Source organism: Aquibium oceanicum (genome assembly GCF_001889605.1).
Classification (GTDB): Bacteria; Pseudomonadota; Alphaproteobacteria; order Rhizobiales; family Rhizobiaceae; genus Aquibium; species Aquibium oceanicum.
This window is the reverse complement of sequence record NZ_CP018171.1, coordinates 4,933,778-4,950,734: the sequence shown is the minus strand read 5'-3', so window position 1 is coordinate 4,950,734 and position 16,957 is coordinate 4,933,778. Positions and strand designations below refer to the sequence as shown.

The window sequence follows — 16,957 nt, the reverse complement described above, 5'->3', positions numbered from 1 at the left end:
GGGCAAGTCGCTTATCCTACAAGAAGCCTCCCATAGTGGAAGTGGATGGATTGGGGGCCGGCTACAGCGTTAGGGTCGAGCAGAATTTGGTCAGCATAAAGCGTCTAACTGACTAGAAATTAGTTCTTCCTTCTCTTGCGAAGCAATACGCGCGCCTTCTGCTTAGGCGTACGCGGACTCACCAGTCCGCCGATAGGTCAGGCGCTTGTCACGCGCACCGCGCAACAGGTCTTCGGCGCGATCCGCGTCATTGAAGCCTAGCGCCATGCGGCGGTTATAGCGGAAATCGAATTCGGCAAGATAGCGGTGTAGGTGAGCCTCACCGCAGTGCTGATAGACACCGACCATGCCGCGCTTGAAGACAGAGAACACGTTTTCAATCGTATTGGAGTGAATGACAACATCGCCCTCGCGGCGGGCGTATTCCTTGGCGGAGTGCTTGACGGTCTTGTGTCCCGCGTACTCGGCGCCAGTGACGGTGTAGAGGCGGCTTTCGTCCGTGTAGAGGATGGACTTGCGGTCTGCATTGCGGACCAGCACGTCACGGACGGTTTCCTTCGTGGCGTCGTTCAGGTGGAACATGCGTGCCTTGCCACCGCGCTCCACGAGGCCGACGACGATACGCTTCTGTGCGCCGCCTGACTTGCCGCCCTTCGTAAAAGGACGGCCCTTGCGCTGCGCTGAAACGCGGGGTGTCTCACGCTTGCCGATGTAGGTTTCATCGGCTTCCACGGTCTTGCCTTCGCCGCCAATGGGACCAGAAGACTTCACGTCTTCCTTCATGGCTTCGCGAAGGCGATGCAGCATGAACCAAGCGGTGCGGTAGGAGCCAAAGCCAAGCATGCGCCACAACTGGTGAGCGGACATGCCCTTCTTCGAAGCTGCGATCAGGTGTGAGGCCAGTACCCACTTGTGCAGCGGGATATGCGAGCGCTCGAAGACGGTCCCGACAGTCACGGAGAACGGCTTGCGGCACTCATTGCACTTGTAAACGCCGGGGCGCGTGGACTTGCCTTCCATCTTCTTGATGCGGGTCTCGTCCGCGTTCTGGCAATGCGGGCAAACCGGACCGTTCGGCCAATGGATCGCCTCCAAGTGCTCGCGGGCCTTGGCTTCGTCGTTGTAAATCTCGTTGGTGATGTTGATCATGGCTAGTGCTTCTTCTGATCTAGGCCGTAGTTCTGGCGCATGTGGAGGATCATGCTTTCAAGCCCGCTTAGAGCCTCAACGGATATCGGAATACGGATCAGTTGGGACTGTTCTGCTGTTTCCAGTTCAAGGACAAATGTATCTCCGGCTCCCACACCAACTGAAACGTGCGGACCACATTTGGGAAGTTCGAATGGTCCCGGTTGGCCTTGGAAGTCCACACGCATCGGGCGCTGGTTGTCGGCTTTGCGTTGAAGCTCCTCAACGATCTCCCGCTCTGTCTTTTTCTTCGGCATGGCTTCGCCCCCTCTTGCGAGTGTTATCGCATTTCAGGCGTGGTACGTCAAGTGCATAATTAGGAAGAAATTCCCAAAGGAGCCACCATGCTACGAAAAACCCTCCAAAGAGCCCTCCGACACTACCTCTCGAACCCCTCCTTTCCGTCTGACGAAAGGGAGCGCGCCGTGAGGCTGTTCCGATGGCTGAAAGGCACTGACCCATGAAACTGAATACCTCTCTCGCCAACGACTTCACCTCCTCGGGCTTCGGCGAGGCCCGCAAGTTCGGCTTCGAGATGAACGCCATGGCGTTCCACGCCGTGATCAACGGCATGTACTCCGACAAGATCCTGGCGCCGGTTCGCGAGATCTCGACCAACGCCTTCGACGCCCACCTGATGGTCGACAAGAACGACGTCCCCTTCGAGCTGATGGCGCCGTCGACCTTCAATCCGTACTTCATGGTTCGGGACTACGGCCCAGGCATGAGCCAGGAAGAGGTGGAGACCCGCGCCACGACAGCGTTCGCTTCGAGCAAGCGGGACACCAACAACCAGGTGGGCATGATCGGCATCGGCATGATGTCGCCGTTTGCCTACACCAAGCAGTACACGATCACCTGCTACGACGGCGAGTTCCAGCGCGACTATGTCTGCTACCTGGACGCAGGGGAGGAGCCGAACGTCTCCGCCATGGAGCCGGTGCCGTCGACTGAGCCCCGTGGGCTCAAGGTGATGTTCCCGGTCAAGCAGGAGGACATCTACCGCTTCCAGGCGGCGATCTCCAAGGTGATGATCGGCTTCGATCCGATGCCGAAGATCCTCAACGAGGCCTGGCAACCCGGCCGGCCCGTCGATCTGATGACGGGCTCGAACTTCCGGATCGTGAAGAGCGACATGATCAAGCGGCCGTATGTCCGTCAGGGCTGCGTACTCTACCCGCTGGACGCGGAACAGATCGGCGGCGAGTACCACGACAATCAGCTCCCGATCATCCTCGACGTGCCGATTGGTACGGCCAGCGTGTCGACCTCTCGCGAGCAGCTCGGCTACGACGAGACGACCAAGGCAAACCTGGCCAAGATCTGGAAAGCGACCATGGAGGACATCCAGGCGTCAATCCAGAGGACGCTCGACGAGCCCACCAACTTCTACGACGCCTGCATTCGGTATCGTGATCTCACCCACACGCTGCCCTCCAGGTTGTGGAGCAAGGGACTGAAGTGGAGGGGCAAAACCGGACTCCGCTCGTCCTTCCCGTTCTCGGGAAGCCGGGGCGCGACGATCAAGATGTCCCGCCCCCATGGTGTGGACTGGATTACCGTCCGTCAGCCAACCAGTACTGACCTCCGCTACGGCAGGAAGGCACCCTCCTGGACGCCGGAGGAGCTGCGGGACGCCACCATCGTGGTCCAGTCCGAGGATCTGAAGTTCGCCAAGGATCGTCTGCGTCGGTTTCGTTCCGAGAACCCCGGCGCCGACGTGATCTGGGTGAAGACCGACTACCTCGACAGTCTCGCCAAGGAATATGGCGTCGAGGACTTCGTCGACCTGGAGGACTACGAGCCCCTGAAGCTGCCGCGCACCCCGCGCCAGACCCGGAGCCTGAAGAAGACCGACATCCGGCGCTTCGACCAGTGGCGGTCGATCATCCCCGGCGAGGTCGACGAGGTCATCTACGTCCAGTCGGAAGGCTCGAAGTACAAGGTCTTCGGCGAGGTGTTCGACTACGAGACGATCCAGCGTCGGTTCATCGAGCCGGCCCGCAAGGTCGGCCCACTGTTTTTCGACCGGCTGATCGTCGTTCTGCTGAAGACCCAGAAGGCCTTCGCCAAGGACGAGAACTGGAAGAGCCTGGAGGACGTGCTCCAGGAGATCGCCGGCACCTTCAACCCGAAGGACTTCCAGCGCAAGGAAGAGGCTCGTCGCCTGTTCCAGGACCTTCTTGTCATGCGGCTCCACCAGCGCAAGGAACAGCTGCCCAAGCGGTTGCAGGCGTTCTTCGACGCGATCGATGAGATCGAGCCCGTCACCAATGGTGAGTACGACCTCTCCCAGTTCTGGCAGAGGATCACCGGCAAGCAGCTGCCTGACCTCCGGACCTACTGGCGGGACCGGTGGGCGAAACTCATCGCCCGCTATCCGCTGTTCGACGCCGTCCACCGCAACGACGAGTGGCTGGACGAGTACCTGAAACTCATTGCCCGATAGGAGGCACGCATGACACCCCACATCATCTCCGGCAACACGGTCACCGTCTTCATCGGCGGTGACCTTCGCACGATCGACTCCTCGCATCCGAACTTCACGGAGATCAAGGATGCGCTCCGCGAAGATCAGCCGGTCGAGGATCTGATCGACATCAGCGCCGCCCTGCGCAAGCAGGTTCTCTACGAGGATGACCTGATCAGGGTTGGCTACGACACGCTCAACTACAACGACCAGCCGCTGCACAACTACCTCACGCAGAGGATCATCGAGATGGCGAAGTACAAGCAGCCGATCGCCCCGTGGATCGCCTTCCTCAAGCGCGTCCAGATGAACCCGGATCAGGAGATCAGGGACGACCTGTTCGAGTGGCTGGAGCATGCCGGGATGCCGATCACGCCGGACGGCTACTTCCTGGCCTACAAGAAGGTCCGGGACGACTACCTGTCGTTCCACGATGGTAAGACCCGCAACGACGTCGGCTCGACCATCTTTCTCCCGCGCGAGGAGTGTGATCCCGACCGCTTCAGCTATTGCTCGAGCGGTCTGCACTTCTGCTCGTGGCATTACCTCGGCAACTATCTCGGCGATCAGGGCAAGGTCCTGGTGCTCAAGATCAACCCGGCCGATGTCGTGGCCTTCCCGCGGGACGACACCGCGAAGGGTAGGGCGTGGCGCTACACGATCGTCGACGAGGTCGAGGCCGAGAAGGCCGAGTGGGCGTTTCCCAAGCCGGTCTACACGACGGTCTATGACGACCCGGACAACGACGCCGAAAGCCCAACGATCTTCGGCCGCATCCGTGCCTGGACAAGGAGGTGGCTGAACTAGCCACACCATCCACCCCAAACTGCCAACAAGGGCGCTCCTCGGAGCGCCCTTTTTTTTGTTGCGAGGAGACTGATGCGATATCACACCACGAAGGTGTCCCGGAATGAGAAGACCGGTCCGATGCCCGTCGTGACGAGTTCCGCCGACACCTGCCCCGACAGTTGCCCTTTGAAAGCAAAGGGTTGCTATGCACTCACCGGCCCGCTTAAGCTACACTGGGATAAAGTGACGTCAGGTGAGCGGGGTACCGACCTGGACGAGGCTCTGAAGCCGATCCGAAAGCTGAACCGCGGCGCCTTGTGGCGCTGGGGCCAAGCCGGTGATCTTCCCGGGAAGGGTGACGTCATCGACCACGAAGCGATGCGCAAGATCGCCACAGTGAACCGGGGGAAGCGAGCAATCGTATTCACCCACAAACCCCCAACGCCAGAGAACCTGGCGATTTTGCGTGAGGTCTCCGAGAAGGGGCTGAACGTCAATCTCTCCGCCGACAACCTGGAGGAGGCCGATGAGCTGGCCGATTTGGGTCTGCCGGTTGTCACAGTGCTGAGCTCGGAGCATGGCCGCAAATCTGCCGAGCCACTAGGCCCTTTCCGCGAGCGATTACGATTATTGCCACGCCGGACCCCCAAGGGCCGGAAAATTGCGGTCTGTCCGGCAATCTATGCCGACATCAGCTGTACGGAGTGCGGTGTCTGCGCTGACGGCGATCGCAAGGGTGTCATCATCGGGTTTCCTGCCCATGGCGCGCTGAAACGCCATGTCGATAACGTCTGGTGTTCGGGAAACCCCTAGCGCCGCCTATCCCGCAGCCCCGAAATTGCGGGGTACCAGTGCACCGGCGGCAACGAAGCTGACCTCTGCCGCGATCAATTCCGCTATCATGAGAAGGGAATCACATGACACGGTCCGAGAGGGCCTGATGACGGTCGACAACCACCTTAAGAGCTATTGGTCCGCTCTTTGCGGACTGCGACGGTGCGCGACGGAAAAAACCCGCCGTTCCTGGCTAACGGGCCCCTTCAAACTCGCCATCACCTTGGAGAAGGACCCGCGCCTCCGTGCTCGCCTCCAGAACATCTACGAACAGGAACTCAGCAAGCCGGCCTAACGGTGACGCGTGGTACCCGACAAGGAAGTCCGCTCATGGGGGCTATCTGAACCGCCCCGGGTTTGCCGGAGGCCATTTGGTTTGAGTCACGCTGCCATGGCCGGTTCTTCCAGCATGGCGTAGTAGCGTGCCTCGGCTTCGGCCGGCGGGATGTTGCCGATGGGCTCCAGCAGCCGGCGATTGTTGAACCAGTCGACCCAGTTCAGCGTTGCGAACTCGACGGCCTCGAAGGAGCGCCAGGGTCCGCGCCGATGGATCACCTCGGCCTTGTAGAGGCCGTTGATGGTTTCGGCGAGAGCGTTGTCGTAGGAGTCGCCGATACTTCCGACGGAAGGCTCGATGCCCGCCTCGGCCAAACGCTCTGTGTAGCGGATGCTGACATATTGAGATCCCCTGTCCGAATGATGCACCAGGCCACCGCGATGAATGGGCCGCCGCTCGTGCAGGGCCTGTTCAAGAGCATCGAGAACGAAGCTCGCATGCGCCGTCCGGCTCACCCGCCAGCCGACGATGCGACGCGCATAGGCGTCGATCACGAAGGCCACGTAGACGAAGCCCGACCAGGTGCTGACGTAGGTGAAGTCCGAGAGCCAGAGCCTGTTCGGCGCCGGGGCATGGAAGACCCGGTTCACATGGTCGCGTGGACATGGCGCGGCCTTGTCCTGGACCGTGGTGCGGATCGGCTTGCCGCGGATGACGCCGTGTAGGCCCACGTCGGCCATTAGCCGCTCGACTGTGCAGCGCGCAACGCCGAAGCCTTCGCGCAGCATCTGACGCCAGACCTTGCGCGCACCATACACCTCGAAGTTCTCGGTGAAGACGCGCTCGATCTCGGGCTTGAGCTCCAGGTCCCGCTTCGCCCGCGCCGACAGCTTCTCGGGATTGGCGCGCTTGGCGACATGGTGGTGGTAGGTCGACGGGGCGATCGGCAGCACCTTGCAGATCGGCTCGACCCCATACGCCTCGCGGTGATCGTCGATGAACGCGATCATCGTTTGAATGGGCGGTCGAGCTCCGCCTGGGCAAAATACGCCGACGCCTTGCGCAGGATCTCGTTGGCCTGCCGAAGTTCTCGGTTCTCCCGTTCCAGGGCCTTCAGCTTGGCCGCCATGTCCGCCGGCACACCGGCCCGCTTGCCGGCATCCACCTCGGCCTTCTTCACCCACTCGTTCAGCGTCTGGCCCGTGCAGCCGATCTTGCCCGAGATCGACATGATCGCCGCCCAGCGGGAGGGGTGTTCATGCTCGTGATCCAGCACCAGCCGCACGGCTCGCTGGCGTACTTCCGGGGAAAACTTGTTCGTCGTCTTGCTCATGATGGCTCCACCTTCTCAGGAGTTGGAGCCTCCGGCAAACCCGGGGCGGTTCAATCCGCCCGACGGCTTCTGGGGGGCAAAGTAGGAAGCCAGCGGTTTGCGTGGCAGCCGCATTTCGACCGCTTCGCGCCAAGACTTGCCGTTGGTGCAGTCGGGCCTTAAAGCGGACAGCTCCGCAGCGGTAGGGTCCCACTCGGACGAACTGGTCCTATCCACGGCCGTACGCCTGCTGTCTAGTGGTGCAAATCCGACGAATAGTACCGGACCTGAAAGTACGCTCGGGGGTGGACTCCTGCCCGACCGGTTCTGAGAGGGGCCTCTGGAAAGCGGACATTCGGGTAACCGTGTCATTTCAACACTGACGCGGCCTTCATTCGTGCGTCGCGACAGAACTGGTGAGTCTCTGTAGCCGACATCGAGGGAAGTTGGCTCCTACGTCTTGTGACATTGCTGCCGTCAACTCCGTATGCGCGATCATCAATTGCTACGGTTCAGTCCGCGCTTAACAAGGAATTTAGTAAACTCGGCTACCTTCGCTCGTATGAAACGGCCATCCACAATTGCCCGCATGGTTCAGTCATTTTCAGCCTTCGTTGCCGATCGGCTGGGCAATTTCGCAGTTACGGCTGCCTTGATTGCACCTATGCTTCTCGGTGTCGTTGGCGGCGCCATCGACCTCTATGTTTTTGAGAACCAAGAAAACCAATTGCAGAATACAGCGGACGCAGCAGTGATGGCCGTCGCTACGGAAGCGGGCATGAAGGGCTGGAATACCACCACAGCAAAGCAGGTTGCGGAATCCGTCGTATCAGCGAATCTTGTGGATCGCTTCGCCGGCGCGACATTCCAGACCGAAGTAGTGATCGATGAAGCAAAGCGCAGAATCGAATTATCCCTTACTCAAGATCACTATGGCTACTTCTTCCTTGGCTATTTCACCGGAAGTCCCCAGATCACCGTTCGCGCAGTGGCTCGTGCTCACGGCCAGGCGATGCTGTGCATCATTGTGCAAGCCAAGAGCGGCAAAGAGGTGTTCAAAATCAGTGGTAAGTCAGAGATAAGGGCTCAAGGATGTTCGACATACACCAATTCGAAACATCCGAGCGGTCTTGCCGCGAAGGACGTTTCCCGGATCGTCGCTCAATTCTCGTGTTCCGTCGGCGGCTTTCGCGGTAGGAGCATCAACTTCTCACCCCTACCGGTTACCGACTGTCCCATAATTCGTGACCCTCTGGCGCTTCGTGCTCCCGTGATGGATCAGGCGGCCAGCTCGGGGTGTAAGTTCACCAAGCTGAAGATCGAAAAAGAGATCCGAACGCTGTCACCCGGTACCTATTGCGACGGCCTGGAGATCACTGACAGTTCAGAGGTAAAGCTTGCGCCGGGTATATACGTCATCAAGGACGGTGCTCTGAAGCTCGACAAAATGGCTAAGCTGCTAGGGCACAACGTCAGCTTCGTCTTCAGAGGGAAAGACGCGAAGCTTGAACTCAAGAACGATTCAACGATCTCTCTTGTTGCCCCTGAGGACGGCCCCATGGCGGGCGTCCTCATGTATGTTCAGCCCATTTCGGGCAAAGTCCGCGAGTTCAAGATCGAAAGTCGGCACGCCGAGAAGCTCCTGGGAACCGTCTATTTGCCCGGCGACAAGCTGACTATCGGTGGTGACAAGGATGGCGATGGCTTGTGCGATGCCTTGCCCGCGATGCCACTTCTTCCTTGCGTTACAGACGTCGGTACCGAGTCGGATTGGACGGCTATAGTCGCCCACCAGCTGGACGTCACCGATGGGGTGACGCTCGTCCTCAACTCCGACTATGAAGGTTCAAGAGTCCCTGTCCCTGCAGGACTTGGCCCGAACAGCACCAGCGTCTCCCTGGCTGAATGAAGCCCTTTGACGAGGAACGGCGAAGCGGTGATGTCCGCAAGAGGAACCTTTAACGCTCTGTCGGCATGATGTTCCCTCGGAACTACTGCGATCTAATCCCGATCGAACGCAGAAACCATCGAAACTCAGCCGTAAGCAGGGGCTTGACGTCCGTGTACACTACATCTTGACGCCATCGGAGCATCGACACGTGACTGTGCAACGCCGTTCGCAAACTTCGATCTCAATCCAGACGAAGCTGACCTGGCTCGTTCTATCGTCCCTCGGGGTCGCGCTCTTGATGGCGTCGGTGATCAGCATGTGGCACGAGGCCAATCAGTTTCTTCTTAAGAAGCAGGAAACGATGGCGGCAACCGCGCAGGTGTTTGGGGCCGCGGTATCGGCCGCCACGGCCGATGATGATGCTGCCGGGGTCCAGCAATCTCTGAGAGGCATAGCTCGGATTCCTCATCTACTCTACGCGGAGGTGATTGACAGAGACGGATCGCAGCTAGCGAGCATCGGTTCCGTTGTTCGGCTTGAAAGCGACGTAGATATCGGCGACACGTTCGCCAGCAAGAACCTGTGGCTTCTTCTATTCGCGGATACTGTAGCGGTGACGACGCCAGTCATTGATGGTGGGGAGGAGGTCGGCAAACTCATATTGATCGCCGAAAGTGACCTACTTAGCCAGGTATGGAAGGTGCTTGGATACGCACTGGTGGGGTCGGCTGTAGCTCTCGTGCCCAGCCTATTGCTTGCATGGCGACTGCAGCGATCGATCACCCGCCCGCTGCACCAATTGACCTGCGCCATGGACGACGTCGCGCGCACTGGCAAATACAGTCAGGTGTCAATTGAAACGCCGGATGCAGAGACCGCACAACTTGCCGCGAGCTTCAATGCTATGGTCTCAGAGATCGGTGCTGCCACTGACAAGATCTTGTCCCGTGAGGGAGAGATCATTCAAAGATTGTCTCGAGCAGGCGAATTGCGGGATGATCAAACCGGTCAGCACGTCGTGCGGGTTGCAAAAATTAGCAGGGTTGTCGCGGAGAAGTTGGGGCTTGATCCCACTTTCGTCGAAGACCTGTGCCGGGCGTCTCCGATGCACGATGTCGGCAAGATCTCCATCCCTGATGCCATCCTCCACAAGCCTGGAAAACTTGATGACGACGAACGGCGGGAGATGGAAACGCATGCGCTCAGGGGCTACGAAATTCTCTCCGGAAGCGACTCCGAGCTGGTGCAGTTAGCTGCTGAAATAGCGCTGTCTCATCACGAGAGATGGGATGGCAAAGGTTATCCGCGCAGAATCTCGGGTGACGACATTCCAATCTCCGGCAGGCTGACCGCTGTCGCCGACGTCTGCGACGCACTCCTTTCAGAGCGTCCTTACAAGAAGCCCTGGCCGCTCTCTGAGGTCAAAAGACACTTTGCCGAAAACGCCGGCACCCACTTCGATCCTGCCTGTGTGGACGCCCTTTTATCGTGTTGGTCCCAAGTAGAAGAAGTTTATGCAAATGATCGTGGGGAAGCGACCTTTCGATATCCGGCAATCGCCTCGTAGCAAGTCAGCGCGCACTCTGCTGCCCTGATTGAGGTGCGTCACGCCGTCGGCCAGTGCCGCCGGGATGGCCCCGCTCAAGACCAAAAAGCGGCGCGGAGCGAACGGCAAGTTTCGAGCGCCTCGCGATCGCGCTTGGACGACCTAAATGGGGTCGACTCCTGCCGGTCTCCGGTTACCGGCCCGCCCTACGCGCCTGAACGGCTCCAACGGAGTGGGAGGCAGCCTGACAGGCGTGCTCGCGGCGATCTCTGCCGGTTCGCTCGAACCTGTTCAGGGTCACCGCCCGTACGCTCTCGGCCATCATCAACGGCCTGGCCACAATCGTGATGTTCGTGGTGGTCGACCCCTTCCTGGACGCGCTTGCGGACGATGTTATCGCCGGCCGTACGAGCAAGAGGGATTTCGGGCGCGCTGTCATATGGATGGAGCCGAGCCGCTTAGTCGGCACCCTGCTCGCGCAAGCTCTGCTGCTTCCCTCGGCGATAGCGATCGCCTGGGTCGCCGGCGTCATCTGACAGTGTCAGCAAGCTAGGCGCCAGGTTCTCGTCTTGCCGCGACTGCATCTTTGAAGCGACCCATGCAGAGCAGGGAGAAGGCGCTGGATAGGTTCGACGCCCCTGTGTTTCCAGAGGCCGGTACTATCCATGTTGAAAGATCTCGCCGCCACTGCTTCACTCTACGGTGCTGATTCGTCCTCGGAGTCAGTACACTGTCAGCCACTTCACCGCTGGATTCTGGCATTCTGCACTGTCGGCACAAGGACCTTGTCAATGTCTAACGATTCCGGTGTTGCCCATAGGCGGTGGGTGCGGATTACATGGATTGCAGCCCTTGTCGTGAGCGCATTCATCGTGATCTCGTTCGCACTGCTAAGCAGTTGGGCGGAAAATCGGGTCCGGGCATCCCTTGAGGCGAGAACCTATGTAGAACGCTTCATCCATGCGGTGGTAGAAGCCGAAAGGTCGCAACGCGCCTACATCCTTACGCAGGATCGCGAGTACCTTGCCGATTACGAGTACGCGCTGCAGAAGATCGGCAAGCTTGCTGAACAGCTTCGAGAGATAGTAGCTCGCAATCGAATTGAGAACGATGCGATAGAAGAACTCTATCGATTGGCGGGGGAGAGAAACAGTCAGCTCACGACAGCGATCGAGGTTCTACATGCCAGAGGTTTCAGTGCTGCAGTCGAAGAGGTTCGGCGGAACGAAGTCCGGCAGACAACGAACCAAATTCTCGACTTGGTAGCGACCATCGGCGAGGAGGAAAACCGCCTTCTGGGAGAACGAGAACGACAAGTCACGCTCCTGCGGGGTACCCTTCTGGGAGTTCTGCTGTTCGTGTTGACTGGCACTTTCCTTTTTTCGACGGTCAGTTTCGAACGTGAGCACAGGATGGCCGAGCGTCTGGCCGATCTAAATCGCGACCTGGAAGGAAAGGTTGGCGAACGCACTCGCCAGCTTGAACTCGAGAGACGTCGGGTCGAGAACTTGCTGGCCGACATGAGTCATCGCCTCGGCAACAACCTGTCGATGCTTTCATCATATCTAGTTCTGGAGGCTCGCCGAACCACCGACCCCGGTGCGCGCGAAACCTTGGAGGATGTGCACCAGCGGATAGTATCGGTCGCGTCGGCGCAACGTCGTCTCCAGATCAATTCAGCGACCTCGGCCGTCGATATCAGGGCGTACCTCGAAGCTCTGATCAGGGACATTCGTTGTACCCTGGTCCGGGAGGGCATTTGCTTGGAGCTGTCAGCTGAAGCGCTCCTGATGAGAGGAGATGATGCTGTCTCGCTGGGGATCATTGTAAACGAGCTTGTGGTGAACTCGCTGAAGTATGCATTCCCGTCTGATGGCGGATTCATTTCAGTGAGCGTCTGCGGGAAGAACGACGATGTCGTCGTCGAAGTGGTCGATGATGGTGCCGGAATCGATTCTATAGCTCAAGAAGGACTTGGATCACTGGTGGTCCAGTCGATGGTTAGCACTCTGGCCGGCCGCTCAGCTCATACCTCTGCTCGATCAGACTTGGAGAGACCGGGGACCCGCTGGCGGGTCCAATTCCCGCTACGACATCCCCCCGCGCAGGACTATGCTGATCAGGCAGTTTGAGCTCGACTCTTTGGATAAGTCAGCTGCCGACGCTGTTCAGGACCGTTACCGCACGGCGATTCTGGGACCAGCAAGAGATGTTGTCACAGACGGCGATCGGACGTTCCTTGCCATACGAAATCGTCTTCAAGCGGTTTGCTTGAACGCCGCGTGCGACCAGGAAGTCGCGGCTTGCCGCGGCGCGGCGCGCGCCGAGCGCGAGGTTGTATTCGCGTGTGCCGCGTTCGTCCGCATGTCCCTCGATGGTGATCGAATAGGACGGATACTGGTTCAGCCACTGCGCCTGGCGGGCAAGGGTTGCCTGAGCATCGGCGCGTATGGTGGACGAATCGGTGTCGAAGAAGATCCGATCTCCGACTGTGACAGTGAACTCTTGTTGAGAGCCGGGTGCCCCAGCGCCGACGCTCGCGCCGGTGACGGCGGCCGCGCCCAGGCCGAGATCGGCCGCACTGTTGGGAATCTTCTTGGACGCGCAGCCGGTCACCGCGAGCACAATGAAGAGAGCATAGATCGCCGGGCTCTTTGCAGTCGTTGCCATCCGGCGCATCGCCGCCACTCCTTCAAATTGCAGGGGTTAGTGTGATCTTCTAGTATCCACGTCTAGGTTAACCGCCACTCAAGAAACGAGGTTAATGACTGCGAATTTTTGGATAAGGAACCGCCTCGGGTGTCGCTGGCAGCGGTCGGCTGCTTCGCCACTCCGACAGGCCAATGAGCGCCAACACTGACTGACCGGTGATTCCACCTACGGAGCGCGGGGGCAGTCTTTGAGGAACTCGCCAACGACTTGGGGCGTGTTCGCATAGGGGAAGTGTTGACCTCCCCACGTGTCGTTCCCCGACTGAACTGCAACGGACAACTGCTCGAACACGTCTGCGAACCGATCTATGATCCGTTCAGGATCCCGTTCGTGGACCAGCACCATCGTTGTGGAACCCGATGGGATTTAGTCTGCCCGTAGGCTTGCAGGTCGTGGCGTCGAGCCGACGTGTCACTTCCTCACGGCAGAGCACCACCGGCAGTTTGCGCGGGTGCCCCAGCCGAACAAGGCGGCGGCCAAAATCAGGGCGATCAACCGTGGTATTGAAGAAGAACCGCAGCGCCGACACAACGCTGTTCATCGTCGGCACCGGGACGCCCTCGATTTGCTGCCATATCTGGAAGCGGCGCAGATCATCCGGGGACGCCGTATTGGGAGATCGTGCGAGAAAGGTAGCAAGCCGTCCGATTTCCCGGAGATATTTGCGTCGGGCCTCGTGTCCGAAGCGGCGCAGGTTCATGTCGTCAATCAGGCGTTGAGGAAGCGGGCTGATCGCGGGCGAGTTCGGTTGGTTGTGCATTGTCAGGCTCCTTGTTGCAGAAACCCGTCATGCTCTGCCGCTACCGGGCGGCGCTCAATGCAGAGCGCGATGGTCGCCCTGTACCGTCGACCTCAGTCGCACGAGCCTTCCCGCGCAGCGGGTTCTCTCAACGGCCCCAAGTTTGCCATCGCAGGACAGCTGAACGAACGGCAGGTTTCGGGCAGCGGTCGAACTAGCCGGAACGACGACAAAGGGTCGACTCCAGAACGGCAGCTGTCTGCGCGACGCTCGCTGAGACCTGACAGTCTCCTTCTCGCCTCCGAATAAGCCGGGAGCCGAATGCCTTTCGCATGGCGAGATTCCGGTCGCGCGCGAACCCGGCCGAAAGGCCGGGATGAAGTCGCCTCCTGCCAGTCCATGCGGGTACCAAGCGTCAGATGTTGACCACGGTCTCGTCTTTTTCATTTTGGAGAACCCCATGAACCACAACATCCGCCCGCTCGTCGAGGAACTGCTCCAACTCAAGGCGAAACTGATCCCGCTCGAGGCGACGTTCGAGCGTAAGAAGGAAGAAATACGCTCCGCCGGCGCCGACACGTACGAAGTCCCCGGCAAAGGCAAGGTGACCGTCGCAGCGGCAACGCAACGCGCGCCGAAAGGGACGGCCATCGTGCTCGACCCGGAAAAGCTCGCCATCGCCGATCCAAAACTCACGGCTTCGCTGTTCGAACTCGGCATCTTGAGGACCGACACGATTTATTCGAGAGCCTGCAAAGCCCGCGTCGAGGTGACGCCGGAGATGGCGTGAAGCAGGGCGACGTCTCGCTTAGGGACTACCAGGTCGCCGATCTCTCCTTCTACATGCGCAACAAGCGGTGTCTGAACCTGTCCGATCCGGGCACGGGGAAGACACCGTCTGTCTGCGTGAAGCAGTGGTGGCTCTGGAAGACCCACGGCATCGGCACGGCGTTCGTAATGCCTCTGTCGTTGCTCAAGAAAAACCGCGACGAGGTCCTGCGCTTCACCGGGTTCCAGCCCGACGAGGTGACGATCGTCACCGGCCTGCGGCCGCTCTCGCCGGCCCAGAAGAAGCTCGCCGAGACCCTGCGCAACTGGCGCGGCCACTACAAGCTGTTCGGCTCGCAGAAGACCACGTTCAAGGCCCTGCGCGAGGCTGGCATCGTCAACGAGGACATGTCCGTCAACGAGCAGATGTTCTACGCGCGGACGATCCTCCCCTACGAAATCGCCAACCCCGGCAAGACCAAGGTCTTCCTCATGGGGTTCGACTGCTACTCGACCCACTGGGAGGCTCTCCCGCCCTTCGTGCGTGCCTGCCACGTCGACGAGATCCACAAGGGCTACAAGGGTGATAGCTCGCAGCGGACCCAGGGCTTCTACGACAGCTTCAAGAAGCGGATGGAGTGGTTCATCGGTATGACCGGGACGTTGATCTCGGGCCGGCTGGACAGCGCCTATCCGGCGATCCGCGTGATCGAGCCCCGCTACTACCCGTCCTACAAGGGCTTCTACTACTACCACGCCGTCGAGGACCCCATCACCGGGAAGCTCTCCTCGTGGCGCAACCACGAGAAACTGTCGGCGATCTTCAAGAAGCACGCCATCCGGCGCACCTTCGAAATGGTCTACGGCAAGGAGTCGAAGGTCATCATTCCCGAGTACGTCGAAATGACGAAAAAGCAGCGGGAGATCTACGACCAGTTCAAGGATCAGGCCTTCGTCGAGCTGGAGAAATTCTTCCTGGAGGGCACCGAGCCAGGTGTCGCCTTCATCCGCGCTCGCCAGATCATGGAACACCCCAACGTGTTCCCCAACCTGGTGGGAGAGGGGACCGTCGATATCATGGGTGGCGCCCCGTGCGGGAAGGAGGAGCGGCTCGACATCCACTTCGAGGACCACCAGCGCACCGGGAAGCCGGTGATCGTCTATGCGGCCCTCAAGCCCCAGCAGTACCGCATCCTGAAGCTGGCGCAGAAGTACGGACTGAAAGCGGCGGTGCTCAATGGCGACGTCACGCCGAAGAAGCGCGGTGAGATCGACGATGCCTTTAAGCGGGGCGACCTGAACTGCATCATCGCCTCGCCGGCCGTCGCCGACGTCGGCTTCAACTGGCAATGGTGTGGGGACCAGGAGGTGGATCACATGATCTTCGCCTCGCTGGACTTCCTCGACACCACCGTGTTGCAGGCATACCGGCGCTGCATCCGCGGGAAGCGGGGGACCCCGCTCCGCATCACCGTCCTGCTCTACGAGGACAGCCTCGACAACCGGATCACCTGGGTCATCTATTCGAAGTCGCTCGACGCGCACAAGGTGGACCCGACCCAGCCGGTTCTGAAGCTGTTCGAGCACAACACGAACGACAACGAGGAGTACAAGGAGGCGGCATAGAGAAAACACCGATACTCTAGGAACACAAGAAAAGGCCCGCTGTAATCCAGCGGGCCTTTCTTATTTCTCGCTTACCGCAGCAAGCGGTGAACCAAACTGAAAAAGGAAATGAGAATGAACAACATCGACGCAGCCATCAACGCCGCCACCACCGCCGCCGCCAACGTCCCGCAGGAAGCGGCCAACTTACCGGCTCCGGCTCCGCAGCAGAACACCGCTGTCGGCCGGCCGATCGGCATGGACGATGCGATGGCCGGTGCCGTCGTCGTAGACGAATGGCTCAAGGTCTCCGAACACGGCCTTCAGATCGGCTCGAAGAAGCCGCTCCTGGAGGAGATCAAGGCGATCATCGACATGTCCGACATCTCCTACACGGAGGTGGTGAAGTACGGACAGAACCCGGCGACCTACCGGAAGACGACCGACCGGGTGATGTCGCAGGACGGCGCAACGTGGGCTCAGGCACTGTCCGAAGCCCGTTCGGTGCAGTCGAACGCCCGGCCGTACAAGTCGGCGGACGTCAACATCGAGCTCGCCGAAGACGTGAAGCTCAAGGAGGAGACGATCGAGGCCGGCACGGTCCTGGGTCACTCGTTCTCGACGACCGGCTTCTCGGCGCTCGCCAAGCTCGTGAAGGCAATGCGGAAGGCCGGCGACGACCCGGCGACCGACAGGATCGCGGTCACCATCGGCTACGAGGAGAAGAACGGGAACGGGAATACCTGGGGCATCCTCGAGTTCCGTGAGTGGAGGGTGGTGGCTTGATGGCGGCTGGCACTTCCTTCCCCTCAACTCCCGCTCGACC

General features: G+C 59.9%; 15 protein-coding genes and 1 other annotated feature. Of the genes, 10 read left to right on the top strand and 5 right to left on the bottom strand.

Annotated features, from left to right (window positions below; all coding sequences use genetic code 11):
• Positions 1-162: 162 nt before the first annotated feature.
• Positions 163-1,149 carry an IS1595 family transposase gene (locus BSQ44_RS24185; protein ID WP_072607581.1) on the bottom strand — a complete coding sequence of 329 codons (987 nt, stop codon included), beginning with the start codon at positions 1,147-1,149 and terminating at the stop codon, positions 163-165.
• A gap of 2 nt (positions 1,150-1,151) precedes the next feature.
• Positions 1,152-1,445: a hypothetical protein gene (locus BSQ44_RS24180; RefSeq protein ID WP_072607580.1), complete on the bottom strand. Its 294-nt coding sequence runs from the start codon at positions 1,443-1,445 to the stop codon at positions 1,152-1,154.
• A gap of 203 nt (positions 1,446-1,648) precedes the next feature.
• On the opposite strand from BSQ44_RS24180, the gene BSQ44_RS24175 reads away from it, so the two are divergent.
• From BSQ44_RS24175 to BSQ44_RS26650, 3 genes are all read left to right on the top strand, one after another.
• Positions 1,649-3,637: a hypothetical protein gene (locus BSQ44_RS24175; protein ID WP_072607579.1), complete on the top strand. Its 1,989-nt coding sequence runs from the start codon at positions 1,649-1,651 to the stop codon at positions 3,635-3,637.
• Between the two features lie 9 nt (positions 3,638-3,646).
• On the top strand, positions 3,647-4,465 hold the full coding sequence (locus BSQ44_RS24170; RefSeq protein WP_072607578.1) for a hypothetical protein: 819 nt from the start codon (positions 3,647-3,649) through the stop codon (positions 4,463-4,465).
• Positions 4,466-4,585: 120 nt separating this feature from the next.
• Entirely contained in the window at positions 4,586-5,260 is a 675-nt protein-coding gene (locus BSQ44_RS26650; protein ID WP_210187902.1) for a DUF7227 family protein, read from the top strand.
• 402 nt (positions 5,261-5,662) lie between these two features.
• On the opposite strand, the gene BSQ44_RS24155 is transcribed toward BSQ44_RS26650, so the two are convergent.
• Positions 5,663-6,891 (bottom strand): IS3 family transposase gene (locus tag BSQ44_RS24155; RefSeq protein WP_114579930.1). Its coding sequence is split into 2 segments (ribosomal slippage): positions 5,663-6,603 and positions 6,603-6,891, totalling 1,230 coding nucleotides; the frame shifts between segments, so codons are not numbered across the junction.
• Positions 6,494-6,610, bottom strand: a sequence feature (AL1L pseudoknot). It overlaps the preceding gene by 117 nt.
• 568 nt (positions 6,892-7,459) lie before the next feature.
• Between BSQ44_RS24155 and BSQ44_RS24145 the strand changes: the two genes are divergently transcribed.
• From BSQ44_RS24145 to BSQ44_RS24130, 4 genes are all read left to right on the top strand, one after another.
• Positions 7,460-8,779 (top strand): TadE/TadG family type IV pilus assembly protein, encoded by a 1,320-nt coding sequence (locus BSQ44_RS24145; RefSeq protein WP_072607575.1) that lies wholly within the window; start codon positions 7,460-7,462, stop codon positions 8,777-8,779.
• Between the two features lie 190 nt (positions 8,780-8,969).
• Positions 8,970-10,328, top strand: a complete 1,359-nt coding sequence (locus tag BSQ44_RS27600; RefSeq protein WP_072607574.1) for an HD domain-containing phosphohydrolase — start codon at positions 8,970-8,972, stop codon at positions 10,326-10,328.
• Between the two features lie 326 nt (positions 10,329-10,654).
• Positions 10,655-10,843 carry a lipid II flippase family protein gene (locus BSQ44_RS24135; RefSeq protein WP_235633303.1) on the top strand — a complete coding sequence of 63 codons (189 nt, stop codon included), beginning with the start codon at positions 10,655-10,657 and terminating at the stop codon, positions 10,841-10,843.
• A 321-nt stretch (positions 10,844-11,164) separates the two neighbouring features.
• Positions 11,165-12,439, top strand: a complete 1,275-nt coding sequence (locus BSQ44_RS24130) for a sensor histidine kinase (protein WP_162276751.1) — start codon at positions 11,165-11,167, stop codon at positions 12,437-12,439.
• Positions 12,440-12,458: 19 nt separating this feature from the next.
• Here BSQ44_RS24130 and pal read toward each other — a convergent pair whose 3' ends face one another.
• Positions 12,459-12,986 carry a peptidoglycan-associated lipoprotein Pal gene (pal, locus tag BSQ44_RS24125; protein ID WP_072607571.1) on the bottom strand — a complete coding sequence of 176 codons (528 nt, stop codon included), beginning with the start codon at positions 12,984-12,986 and terminating at the stop codon, positions 12,459-12,461.
• A 349-nt stretch (positions 12,987-13,335) separates the two neighbouring features.
• Positions 13,336-13,779 (bottom strand): phage integrase N-terminal SAM-like domain-containing protein, encoded by a 444-nt coding sequence (locus BSQ44_RS24120; RefSeq protein ID WP_083534901.1) that lies wholly within the window; start codon positions 13,777-13,779, stop codon positions 13,336-13,338.
• Positions 13,780-14,218: 439 nt separating this feature from the next.
• On the opposite strand from BSQ44_RS24120, the gene BSQ44_RS24115 reads away from it, so the two are divergent.
• From BSQ44_RS24115 to BSQ44_RS24105, 3 genes are all read left to right on the top strand, one after another.
• Positions 14,219-14,548 (top strand): hypothetical protein, encoded by a 330-nt coding sequence (locus tag BSQ44_RS24115; RefSeq protein WP_072607570.1) that lies wholly within the window; start codon positions 14,219-14,221, stop codon positions 14,546-14,548.
• Positions 14,545-16,152, top strand: coding sequence for a helicase-related protein (locus BSQ44_RS24110; RefSeq protein ID WP_072607569.1), 1,608 nt, complete (start codon positions 14,545-14,547; stop codon positions 16,150-16,152). The genes BSQ44_RS24115 and BSQ44_RS24110 overlap by 4 nt, the downstream gene beginning before the upstream one ends.
• 114 nt (positions 16,153-16,266) lie before the next feature.
• The gene (locus BSQ44_RS24105; RefSeq protein WP_072607568.1) at positions 16,267-16,917 is read left to right on the top strand and encodes a hypothetical protein; all 651 of its coding nucleotides are present in this window, start codon (positions 16,267-16,269) and stop codon (positions 16,915-16,917) included.
• The last annotated feature ends 40 nt before the right edge of the window (positions 16,918-16,957 follow it).